Below are 12,548 nucleotides of genomic sequence, written 5' to 3' on the forward strand. Positions count from 1 at the left end.
TAAAAATAAGGTTGTTTGATTTCTATTCATTTGTTAAAATAAGTGTAGGATAAAATTACCCGGTGGGGCAATTTTTGACCTAGATAGAAATATAGGTTTAAAAATAAATCTATTAATCTAATAATAGGGAGGAGAAAAAGAATATGATGTATTCAACAGAAGTTCAAGAAATGTGTGTAATCGCTAAAGGTCCTAACCATGGTCCAGCACCAATTCCTGTAGAAGGAAAGTGGGTTTTAGCAAAAGAAGTAAAAGATATATCAGGATTAACTCACGGAGTGGGCTGGTGTGCACCTCAACAAGGGGCTTGTAAGCTTACTTTAAACGTTAAAGATGGTATAATAGAAGAGGCATTAGTAGAAACAATAGGATGTTCAGGTATGACTCACTCTGCAGCTATGGCTTCAGAAATATTACCAGGAAAAACTATATTAGAAGCATTAAACACAGACTTAGTTTGTGATGCTATAAACACTGCAATGAGAGAATTATTCTTACAAATCGTATACGGAAGATCTCAAACTGCATTCTCTGAGGGAGGATTACCAATCGGAGCTGGTCTTGAAGATTTAGGAAAAGGATTAAGATCACAAGTTGGTACTATGTACGGAACTCTTGCTAAAGGTCCAAGATACCTTGAAATGGCTGAAGGTTACGTAACTAAAATTGCTTTAGACGAAGATAATGAAATCATTGGATATAAGTTTGTACACTTAGGAAAAATGATGGAGTTTGTTGCTAAAGGAATGAGCGCTAACGAAGCTATGGAAAAAGCAGCAGGACAATACGGAAGAGTTGCTGATGCTACAAGATTAGTAGACCCAAGACACGAATAATTTAAATTGAGATTGTAAGGAGGAATTTAATCATGGCATTATTTGAAAGTTATGAAAGAAGAATAGACCAAATCGTTCCTGTTCTTAATAAGTACGGGATGGAGAAAATAGAAGATGCTAAAGCAATATGTGATGAAGCAGGTATAGATGCTTACACAATAGTTAAAGAAACTCAACCAATCGCATTTGAAAATGCTGGATGGGCTTATACTTTAGGTGCTGCTATAGCAATTAAAAAAGGATGTACTAAAGCTGCTGATGCTGCTGAAGCTATCGGAGAAGGATTACAAGCATTTTGTATTCCAGGATCTGTTGCAGATGACAGAAAAGTTGGATTAGGACACGGAAACTTAGGAGCAATGCTTTTAAGAGAAGAAACTAAATGTTTTGCTTTCTTAGCTGGACACGAAAGTTTCGCTGCTGCTGAAGGAGCTATTAAAATAGCTGAAAAAGCAAACAAAGTAAGAAAAGAGCCATTAAGAGTAATCTTAAACGGATTAGGAAAAGATGCTGCTCAAATCATATCAAGAATCAACGGATTCACATATGTTCAAACTGACTTTGATTTCTACACTTCAGAATTAAAAGTAGTTAAAGAAAAAGCTTACTCAAATGGAGATAGAGCAAAAGTTAGATGTTACGGTGCTAATGACGTTAGAGAAGGGGTTGCTATCATGCACTCTGAAGGAGTTGACGTATCAATCACTGGTAACTCAACAAACCCAACAAGATTCCAACACCCAGTTGCTGGAACTTACAAAAAAGAATGTTATAACGAAGGTAAGAAATACTTCTCAGTTGCATCAGGTGGTGGAACAGGAAGAACTCTTCACCCAGATAACATGGCAGCAGGACCAGCTTCATATGGTATGACTGACACAATGGGAAGAATGCACTCAGATGCACAATTCGCAGGATCATCATCAGTTCCAGCTCACGTTGAAATGATGGGATTAATTGGAGCAGGAAACAACCCAATGGTTGGTATGACTGTTGCAGTTGCAGTTGCTATCGAAGAGGCAATGAACAAATAGTATAAAAATTAATTAGTATTAATTGATTTTATGATAAAGAGATGGTACACGTTATTTTAAGAGAAGTCTTATAACGTGTACTATTTTTTTGCTTATAAAAAGAGTTGAAAAGGATATAAGAGTATAAAAAGAATTATATTTAAAAAAAGCCTCTAATAAAAATAGAGGCTTTTTTTAAATATAAATTATAAAGAATAGCTTAACTCTATAAACTTTTCAATATCTTCTTCAATGATTCTTAGAGAGTTTCTCCAGAAATCAATAGATGTTATATCGATATTCATAAGCTTAGTTACATCGGAAAGCTTCATTTTTCCTGTTACACTTAGAAGTTCGTCATAAGCTTTTACGAACTCATCACCACGCTTTAAGTATTCAGCATATAAACCTTTCGAGAATAAAAGACCAAAGGCATATGGGAAGTTGTAGAAGTTTGCTTCTGCATAATAGTAATGTGGCTTACAAGCCCACATATATGGATGAAGATATTCATTATCTAATCCATCACCATAAGTTTCTTTTTGTGCTTTTATCATTATTTCTTTTAATTCGTCTGCACTTAGTGAAGCTTCAGCACGTTTTTCAAATACTTCTTTTTCAAATAAGAATCTACTCATTATATCTATTATAATTTGACCACAATCTGATATTTCAGTTTCTAATATAGCTAAAGCATCTTTTGGTGATGCATTTTTAACTGCTGCTTTTTTTACTATTGTTTCACAGAAAGTTGACGCAGTTTCAGCTATAGGCATAGGGTATTCAGCATTTATAATTGTTTCATTTAAAAGACAATCACCATGATATCCATGACCAAGTTCGTGAGCAAGTGTTATAACATCACTTAAAGTTTCACCAAAGTTAAGCATGATACGGCTTTCACGGATCATATGAAGGTTTTCACAGAATGCTCCACCAACTTTTCCTTCTTTAGGATATACATCTACCCAGTTTTTATCAATAGCATTTTTAGCAAAGTTTCCAAGCTTTTCAGAGAAGGATGAGAAGTTTTCTATAATAAAGCTTCTAGCTTCTTCAAAAGTGAATTTTTGGTCTGAATCTACTATTGGAGAGAAAAGGTTATAGAAAGGTAATCCATTTTTATTTCCTAAAATTTCAGCTTTTCTTTTATAATATTTTCTAAAGATAGGGAAGCTTTCTTTCATAGCTTTAAGCATTGCATTTAAAGACTCCATATCTAATCTTGAATTTATAACAGTTTCTTCTAATGGACTTTTATATCCTCTTAATTTAGATACTGTTATAACCTCACCTTTAACTCCATTTAAACAAGCTGCAACAGAGTTTTCTATTTTTTTATAGCCTTCAAGTTCAGCTAAGTAAGCATTTTTTCTTACTTCTTCAGAAGAGTCAAAAGCCATATTTCTAATAACGCTTAAAGGTAAAGCTTCTCCATTATAATCTATAAGAAGAGAAGAAGTTTCTAAATCCTTTAGCTTTGTCCAAGCTGATGAACCAGAACCTTTCATTTGAGCAATTAACAATTCTTCTTTATCACTTAAAAGGTGAGTGCTTTGCTCTTTTATTTCATTTAAGTGGAATTTATGTTGTTCTAATAAAGGAGAAGAAGCTATAATTTGGTCTAAATCTTCTATACTTCCAATCCATTTATGAAGTTTAGCTTCTGAATCAGCAATTGAAGCTAGCTTTTGTTCTAAAATTTCTATAGTTTTAAGCCCTACAGTATCTTTAGTATTAACACTTATAACTAAGTTAGAGTACATAAGTAGTTTATAAGCTAAAGCCTTAAATTCATTAGTTAAAACTATATAGTTTTCAAGGCTAGCCTTTGTATCAGTACTAGATATTAAAGAATCTACTAAATCTTTATATCCATTAATTTTTTCATTAAATAAACTTAAATCAGCTTTAAATTTTTTTGAATCAAATCCAGTATAAAGCTCATTTAAACTCCAATTTCCATTTGTCATAGAAATACCTCCTAAAAGTTTAATTTTAAGATAATTATATCATTAATAGTTATTTATATGTATTAGGGTTTTGTGAAGTTTAAATAAGATTGATGTTGTACATACTAAGTTTATATTAAATATATTTTAAGGAGAAGAGTCTATGAATTTTATTAATATAGTGCCAGATTTGATTTTGATTTTAATTTTAACTGGAGTAAATGCATTTTTTTCAGCAGCTGAAATGGCTATTGTATCAGTAAATAAAACTAAAATAAGAATGCTTAGTGAAGATGGGAGTAAAAAGGCAAAACTTTTAGAAAAGCTAATGCTTGAGCCAAGTAATTTCTTTGCAACTATTCAAGTTGGAATTACTCTTGCAAGCTTTTTCTCAAGTGCATCAGCTGCAACAGGAGTTTCAGCTGCTATAGGAAGCTCTTTGTCGAGATACAATATACCTTATGTACATCAAATATCATTAATAGGGGTAACTGTTGTATTATCATACATAACTCTTGTATTTGGAGAGCTTGTACCAAAAAGAATAGCACTTAAAAAATCAGAAAAAACAGCTATGGCAACTGTAAATGTAATATACTTTGTGTCTATAATAGCAAAACCTTTTATAAAGATTTTATCTCTTTCCACAACTCTTGTTTTAATGATAACAGGAAATAATCAAAATGGAATTGAAGAAAAGGTTTCTGAGGAAGAAATAAGAGCCATGCTTTCAGAGGGAGAAGAGTATGGAACTATTAAAGAAGAAGAAAGAGATATGATTGATAATGTATTTGAATTTAATGATAAGATGGCTAAGGAAATTATGACATCTAGAAAAGATACTTGTATGATAAATTTAGATGAAGATATTGGGAATTATATGGATGGGATTTTAAGTCTGAAGTATTCTAGAATACCAGTGTATAAAGATGAAATAGATAATATTGTAGGGATTCTTTATTTAAAGGACTTGTTAGTAGAGGCAAGAAAGAAAGGATTTGAAAATTTAAATATAGAAAAAATATTACATGAACCTAAGTTTTTTCCAGAAACTAAAAAGACAAATGAATTATTTAAAGAACTTAAAAAAACAAGGAATCATATGGCGATACTTATAGATGAATATGGAGGGGTATCAGGAATTGCAACAATGGAGGATTTGATTGAAGAAATTATGGGAAACATTGAAGATGAATATGACTTAGAAGAGCCTATGATAAGAAAGATTGATTCAAAACATTATATTTTAAGTGGACGTTTAACTATAAATGATTTTAATGAGAACTTTAAATTTAATTTAGAGGAGGGAGATTATGATACTTTAAATGGATATTTAATAACAAAGATAGGAGAAATTCCAGAAGATCATATGGATATTTTAATAGAAAAGGAAAGTTTCATATTAGAAGGCATAGAAATAAATGATAGAAGAGTAGAAAAGGTAAAGCTTACAATAAAATAAAGAGTGGAAATTCCGTATATTAGATTGCAGAAGATGTGTTTAATATACGGGATTTTTAAATTAAAGTGAAAATTATAGATAAAAAATGAAAAAACATTCGTAAAGATGTAGAAAAATGTCTGAAAATAGTTTATTATAAATGAGACTTGATTTATGTGGGGATATAGTATTAACTGAATCCTTAGTTGATTTTATAGTAAAGTATAAGTTTAACTGAGTAATTTAAAATGAAAGAGGGATTAAATGAAGAAGATTTTAAAGGGAAAAAATTTTTTAGACAATTACTTTGGAATAAGTGAAAGTGGTTCTAATACTAAAACGGAAGTTTTAGCAGGAATAACGACATTTATGACAATGGCTTACATACTTGTAGTAAACCCAGCAATACTTTCAGCAGCAGGAATGAATAGTGGAGCTGTATTTACATCAACTGCAATATCAGCAATAGTTGCAACATTACTAATGGGGATATATGCAAAGCTTCCTTTTGCACAAGCACCAGGAATGGGGTTAAATGCATTTTTTGCATATACTATAGTATTGCAGATGGGATATTCTTATGAATTTGCCCTTACAGCAGTTTTCTTAGAAGGAATTATATTTATACTTTTAACTTTATTTAATGTAAGAGAAGCTATAGTAAATTCAATACCTAATTGTATAAAGAAGGGGATTTCAGTTGGTATTGGACTTTTTATAGCGTTAATAGGTCTTGAAGGGGCAGGGATAGTTGTTCATCCTAAAGATGGAGGAACTATATTATCATTAGGAAATATAGTAAAAGGACCAGCACTTTTAGCTATAGTTGGGCTTTTAATAACAGGAATTCTTTTAGCAAGAAAAGTAAAGGGAGCCTTATTTATTGGAATGGTTTTAACAGCAATAATTGGTATACCTTTTGGAATAACAAAACTTCCAACTCATATAATAAGTGCACCACCATCAATTGCACATAGCCTATTTAATTTCCAATGGCATGATGTACTTTCGTGGAATATGGTAGTAGTTTTATTTACATTATTATTTATGGATTTATTTGATACAATAGGAACTTTAGTTGGAGTTGCAACAAAGGCAAAAATGCTTGATGAAAATGGAAATGTTCCTAATATTAAAAAAGCACTTTTATGTGATGCAGTTGGAACTACTTTTGGAGCATGTGTTGGTACAAGTACTGTTAGTACATTTGTAGAAAGTGCATCAGGAGTTGCAGAAGGTGGAAGAACTGGCCTAACAGCTGTAACAACAGCAGTTATGTTTATAGTATCATTATTTTTCTTCCCTATTTTTGGAGTTATAACATCAGCAGTTACTGCATCAACATTAATTTTAGTTGGACTTTTTATGATAGAGCCGATTAAAGAAATAGATTTAGAAGATTTTACAGAAGCAATTCCAGCATTTTTAACTATAATAATGATGCCTTTCTCATACAGTATTTCAGATGGAATTATATTTGGAATTATATCGTATATAGTATTAAAACTTGGAACAGGTAAAATAAAGCAAGTTACATGGACAACAGTCATAATAGGTGTAATATTTATATTGAAATTCTTTATAAAATAAAAAATAAAAGCTTAAAGCATGAATAAAAATGCTTTAAGTTTTTTTAGATTAGTCAAAGAATGTTAAAAAAGTTTTTTGAAAAATTATAATAATAACAATAAAGTGTACTTTTTTTTAATTAAAAAAAGAAAAAAGGGTTAAAAAATTCAAATTTGAAAAAAATGTTCATTTAAATTAACAAAATATTGTCGATTTTTGTGAAAATTGATACAATTATAATGTTGTAAAAATTTGAAAACGAAAGAAAGTGAGAGAAGTATTATGATGGATAATGAAGAAAAGAAACTTAGGTGGTATAACCTTGCGTTTATGGCCTTCGTAATGGTTTTTGGATTTGGAAATGTTGTTAACAACTTTGCAAACCAAGGATTAGAGGTTATAGTATCATGGATTCTTATTATAGCGCTTTACTTTATACCATATGCATTAATGGTTGGAGAGTTAGGTTCTGTATTTAAAGATAGTAAAGGTGGAGTTAGTAGTTGGATTGGAAATACAACGAATAAAAGACTTGCATATTTTGCAGGGTGGACATACTGGGTTGTACACATTCCATACTTAGCACAAAAGCCACAATATGTTTTAGTAGCATTAGGATGGGTGTTTAAAGGAGATGGTACTTTTTATAGTAGTTTAAATCCTTTAGTAGCACAAGCGATTTCATTAGCAATATTCTTATTCTTCTTATGGATTGCATCAAAAGGAATGAATTCATTAAAGAAGATAGGAACAATAGCAGGAACAGCTACATTCATAATGGGTATTTTATATATTTTATTAATGATTGGAGCACCTTTCATAAGAGGGATTCATCCAGCAACAACAGATGTAACTGTACATACTGTAATGCCTAAATTTAACTTTATGTATTTAACAACTATATCAATGTTAGTATTTGCAGTTGGTGGAGCTGAAAAAATATCCCCATATGTAAATAACACTAAAAATCCTAGTAGGGAATTCCCTCTTGGAATGATTGTACTTGCGATTATGGTTGGGGTTACAGCAATTTTAGGATCAGTTGCAATGGGAATGATGTTTGATGCAAACAATATTCCAAATGACCTTATGATGAATGGTCAATATTTAGCATTCCAAAAGCTTGGAGAATTCTATGGATTAGGAAATGTACTGATGATAATTTATGCTATAGCAAATGTTTTAGCACAAGTATCAGCACTTATATTCTCAATAGATGCACCACTTAAGGTTTTACTTGCAGATACAGATGATGATTTTGTACCACATTCATTAACTAAAGTGAACAAGCATGGAGCACCAATAAAAGGTTATATGATGACAGCAGTTCTAGTTGGGATATTAATAATAGTACCAGCACTTGGAATTGGAAATGTAAATGAATTATTTAACTGGTTATTAAGATTAAATGCAGTAGTAATGCCACTTAGATATCTTTGGGTATTCTTAGCATACATGGCAATCAAAAAAGCAGTTGGAAAATACGATTCAAAATATAAATTTGTTAAAAACAACAAATTAGGTTTCATAATAGGAGCATGGTGTTTTGTATTTACAGCATTTGCTTGTATATTTGGAATGGTACCACAAGGAGTAGCTACATACTCAACAGGATGGTGGTTCCAACTTACTTTAAATGTAGTGACACCATTTATACTAGTAGGACTTGGATTTATCTTACCAGTTATAGCAAGAAGAAAAAAGAAAATAGCATAGAAATATTAAAGGCTCATACGTATGTATGGGTCTTTTTAGTTAAGAATTAAAAGTTAAAAATGAAGAATTGGTGAGGGAATCGCAAGCGATTCTTTGGGTGGGCTCAAAATTTATCAGAGATAAATTTTATCGCTAGAAGAAACTTTTTAAATAAAAACATTTTACATATTGTTTTTTTTTGGTACAATATGGTAAATAGATAATATATTTCATTATCTATTTAAATAAAAGGTGGAGAGAATAATTTAAATGCAGGAGGGGTTATGAAAAAAATAATTACATTAATAGTGGTATCTATTTTTATTAGCAGTTTTTATATGGTGTATGAAGATTTTATTCAAGATAAAAGTTATAGCTTGAAAAATAGTGAATATGAGTTAGAAGATGTAAAAAATGTTATTGTACCGAGTAAATTAACTAGCTTACCAAGAGGGGTGCAGTATAAAACGTTATTTGAGTCAACAAAGGGCGGAATATCATTGTATTTCACAAGAATAGAGGAAGTTGGAGAAAAGGAAAAAATAATAAAATATATACATATTAATAATGATGACTATATGAAAAAATTTAAATTATTAGAGGGTAGATATTTAAATGCAGAGGACATGGATTCTTATAAATATGTTTCAACAGAAAAAAGTGATGACCCAAATCAAGTAGGGGTAATTGCAAGTGTAGATAATTTAGAGATGGAAATTAAAACATTAAGAGCTATGCTAGAGGATGATTATATTTTAAATGGAGAGTGTGTAGTTCAGTTAGAGGGAGAAGAATCCTTAGAATATTTTGCAGCCTTATTTATAGATAGTGTTGATGCAGAGATTATTGTAAGTGATGCAGAAACTGAAAGAAAGATAATTAAAAAGAGTGACTTTCAGATAATTCCTTTAATTATAATTTTATTTATAGTTATATTATATTATTTAATTTGTGAATATAAAAAGATTGCTATTGAAAAAATGCTTGGATATTCAGAGGTTGAAATATGTAGAAATAGGATTGTAAAACTATTCATTTTGTGTGTAATAGCTATAATTTTAACAAGTGTTTTCATGAGTATGATAATGTTTAAAAGGGTTAACATACTATACTTAGAGTTTTTTAAAACTTTAGGAGTAAAATACCTGATGATAATAGGAATCATATTAGTAGGTTTAATGTTACCTTTTATTTATATCAAAAGTATCAAAATAATATCATTAATAAAAAATCAAAAGAATATAAAAGAAGTTATTTTATTAAATAATGTAGTTAAAGTATGTTTAAGCGTAGGAATAATAACATTGATTATATTCCAATTTAAGGAATATAAAACTGTAGAAGATGTTTTTAATAATAATTATAAGAAATGGGAAAAGGTTGGAGAGTATAAGGTTTTATCACTTAATAATTTGCATGATGGAATAGTTGAAAATAGAGAATTTGTAAAATCAGAAATTGAAGCATATGAAGATTTTAATGAAAAGGGAGCGATATTAGCAGCATTTGATGGATATAGTGAAAGTAATATAAAGATGAATGAGTATATGAAGGCTTATACAAGATATGCAGAAATAAATCCTAATTATTTAAAAGAAAATATAGCATATGATATACAAGGTAATCAGATAGTAGTAGAGGATGAAAATAAAAATTTAGTGCTATTAGTACCAGATAAATATAAGAATGATGAAAAAGAGATAAGAGAAATTTATGAGGAACATGCTAGAAATGGAAAAACAAAACTAGAATTAATTTGGATGAAAAGTGGACAAGAGTTCTTTTCATATGATTTTACGGTAGGAACAAAAAATGGGAATATGGTAAAAGATCCAGTTTTATGGGTTGCAACACAAGAAGGGCCATTTAAAATGTTTTTCACGTATCTTTTTAATACAGTGGGAAATCCTATAAAAATTAAATCAAATGATGATAAGGAAATTGAGGATATAATTAAAAAATATAAATTAGATATACATGGATTAAAGATAAATAAAGCAGATGACCAAGTTGTATCGAAAGTGGAAGGATATAAAGAGGCTTTAAAGTGGGCAACGTTTGGAATAGTTAGCAGTATACTTATTGTGTTATTTATCATAATCCAAAACACTTTAAATTATATAGAACAATCTAAGAGAGAAATTGCAATAAAGAAAATGAATGGATATACCTGTATGCAGAGGTATAAAGAATATGGAATCCAAATATTGGGTACATGGCTGATTGTAATGTTAATAGCAAGCATAATAAATAAGGGATATATTAATTTAGTAGTTGGAATAGGAGTAATAGGATTAATATTAGATATAATTATAAATTTAGTTGTAATAAAATTACGAGAAAAAGATAAGATATTGAAGTTTATTAAAGGTGGTTTTTAAAATGGAGATAATTAAGCTAGATAAAATTTCTAAAAAATATGGGGAACGTGAAGTTTTAAAAGATTTTTCAGCAAAAATTGAAAGTGGAGAAATGGTTGGGATTATAGGTGGAAGTGGTAGCGGAAAGTCTACTATTTTAAATATAATAGGACTATTAGAAGAATATGATAGCGGAGAATTGAATATAGATGGAGTAAAAAACATAAAGATAAATTCTAAAACAGCACAGAAAATGCTTAGAGAAACCATAGGATATTTATTTCAAAACTTTGCATTAGTTGAAACAGAGAATGTATATAAGAATTTAGAGCTAGTGTTAAATTATAGAGGGAATAATAAAAATACTAAAAAAGAAAAAATAAAAGTAGCCTTAGAAAAAGTTGGACTAGGAGGTTATGAAAATAAAAAAATATTTGAATTAAGCGGTGGAGAGCAACAAAGAGTAGCTTTAGCTAGACTTATGCTAAAGGAGTGTAAGATAATTTTAGCAGATGAGCCTACTGGTTCTTTAGATAGAAAAAATCAGGAATTAGTAATGGAGCTTCTTGAAGATTTAAATAAAAATGGAAAGACTATTATTATAGTGACTCATGATGAAAGAGTTTCTTCAAAATGTAATAGAATTATAGAGTTATAAAAGTTGAATTAATAAAGTGCTTTTGGTAAAAAATTTACTGAAAGCACTTTTAAATATATGTAGTTGACAAAAAGAGTAAAGAGGTATAAAATAACTTAAAAGATAGTTAAGAGTAACAAGAAAAAATCTTCTATTAAAATATGTTTTATTGTATAATAGAAGAAAGAGATTACATAATAAAGGAATGAGAGTATGAACGTGAATTTTAAAGGTTTATTATATACATTGATAACATTATTTGTGCTTTTTTTAGTAACAAAATTTATTTTAGGTGCACTTCCTTATATAATAGTGGCAATCCTTATTATTTGGGGAATATTTAAGATTAAAAAGAAAACATCTCATAAAAAAGAAGATGTTGAAGAAAAGATATATACTTCAACATATGAATCTAAATCTAATGAAGAAGATGAAGAAAATGATGATTTTGATACATCAAAAGCAATTGATGTTGACTTTGAAGATGTAGAAAATAAATAAATAGGTTATAATTAAGGTAAGTAGGTAAAAATACTTACCTTTTTTAAGGAGTTGTATGTTATGAATTTTAGGAAACTTAGGATATTTTATGAAACAGCAATGGAATTAAATATGACTAAAGTAGGGAAAAAGTTATATATAAGCCAACCATCTGTAAGTCAAGCAATTCAAGAGCTAGAAGGAGAACTTGAAGTAAAGTTGTTTGATAGAATTGGGAAAAAAATAAAGCTTACAAATGAAGGTGAGGTTTATTTAAATTATGTAAGAAGGATTCTAAACCTTTATGAAGAAGGGGTAGATAAAATAAGAAGTATAAAGGAAAGTCGTAGTGGGGACATTAAAATAGGAGCAAGTACAACTATTGGAATATATGTACTTCCAACTATAATTAAAAAGTTTAATAATAAATTTAAAGATATACAAATTTCTTTAATTATAGATAATACAGAAAATATAGAAGGATTTATTTTAAGAAATGAAATTGATTTCGCATTTGTTGAAGGAAATGTTCATTCAGATGAAATAAATGTAGAAAAGTTTTGGG

10 protein-coding genes are annotated in these 12,548 nt (G+C 29.4%); 9 read left to right on the plus strand and 1 reads right to left on the minus strand.

From position 1 onward, the window contains the following. Nucleotides 1–143: 143 nt before the first annotated feature. On the plus strand, nucleotides 144–836 hold the full coding sequence (locus ACRC28_RS16765) for an iron-sulfur cluster assembly scaffold protein (protein WP_438544587.1): 693 nt from the start codon (nucleotides 144–146) through the stop codon (nucleotides 834–836). Between the two features lie 32 nt (nucleotides 837–868). Beyond that, entirely contained in the window at nucleotides 869–1,870 is a 1,002-nt protein-coding gene (locus ACRC28_RS16770) for a GGGtGRT protein (protein WP_438544588.1), read from the plus strand. A gap of 185 nt (nucleotides 1,871–2,055) precedes the next feature. Here the strand turns inward: ACRC28_RS16770 and ACRC28_RS16775 are convergent, their stop codons facing one another. Continuing rightward, nucleotides 2,056–3,822 carry a M3 family oligoendopeptidase gene (locus ACRC28_RS16775; protein ID WP_438544589.1) on the minus strand — a complete coding sequence of 589 codons (1,767 nt, stop codon included), beginning with the start codon at nucleotides 3,820–3,822 and terminating at the stop codon, nucleotides 2,056–2,058. A gap of 142 nt (nucleotides 3,823–3,964) precedes the next feature. On the opposite strand from ACRC28_RS16775, the gene ACRC28_RS16780 reads away from it, so the two are divergent. The 7 genes from ACRC28_RS16780 to ACRC28_RS16810 all read left to right on the plus strand — a co-directional run. Continuing rightward, nucleotides 3,965–5,263 carry a hemolysin family protein gene (locus tag ACRC28_RS16780; protein WP_438544590.1) on the plus strand — a complete coding sequence of 433 codons (1,299 nt, stop codon included), beginning with the start codon at nucleotides 3,965–3,967 and terminating at the stop codon, nucleotides 5,261–5,263. Between the two features lie 243 nt (nucleotides 5,264–5,506). Continuing rightward, on the plus strand, nucleotides 5,507–6,832 hold the full coding sequence (locus ACRC28_RS16785; RefSeq protein ID WP_438544591.1) for an NCS2 family permease: 1,326 nt from the start codon (nucleotides 5,507–5,509) through the stop codon (nucleotides 6,830–6,832). A 264-nt stretch (nucleotides 6,833–7,096) separates the two neighbouring features. Beyond that, nucleotides 7,097–8,527, plus strand: coding sequence for an amino acid permease (locus ACRC28_RS16790; protein ID WP_438544600.1), 1,431 nt, complete (start codon nucleotides 7,097–7,099; stop codon nucleotides 8,525–8,527). A 263-nt stretch (nucleotides 8,528–8,790) separates the two neighbouring features. Continuing rightward, nucleotides 8,791–10,887: a DUF1430 domain-containing protein gene (locus ACRC28_RS16795; protein ID WP_438544592.1), complete on the plus strand. Its 2,097-nt coding sequence runs from the start codon at nucleotides 8,791–8,793 to the stop codon at nucleotides 10,885–10,887. 1 nt (nucleotide 10,888) lies between these two features. Continuing rightward, nucleotides 10,889–11,524 (plus strand): putative bacteriocin export ABC transporter, encoded by a 636-nt coding sequence (locus ACRC28_RS16800; protein ID WP_438544593.1) that lies wholly within the window; start codon nucleotides 10,889–10,891, stop codon nucleotides 11,522–11,524. Between the two features lie 192 nt (nucleotides 11,525–11,716). Then, a complete protein-coding gene (locus ACRC28_RS16805; protein ID WP_438544594.1) occupies nucleotides 11,717–12,004 on the plus strand; it encodes a hypothetical protein in 288 nt (95 codons plus the stop codon). Nucleotides 12,005–12,064: 60 nt separating this feature from the next. After that, nucleotides 12,065–12,548, plus strand: a 484-nt coding sequence (locus ACRC28_RS16810; protein ID WP_438544595.1) for a LysR family transcriptional regulator, incomplete at its 3' end; no start/stop codon positions are given.

This window comes from Clostridium sp., from assembly GCF_051650885.1.
GTDB lineage: Bacteria > Bacillota > Clostridia > Clostridiales > Clostridiaceae > Clostridium.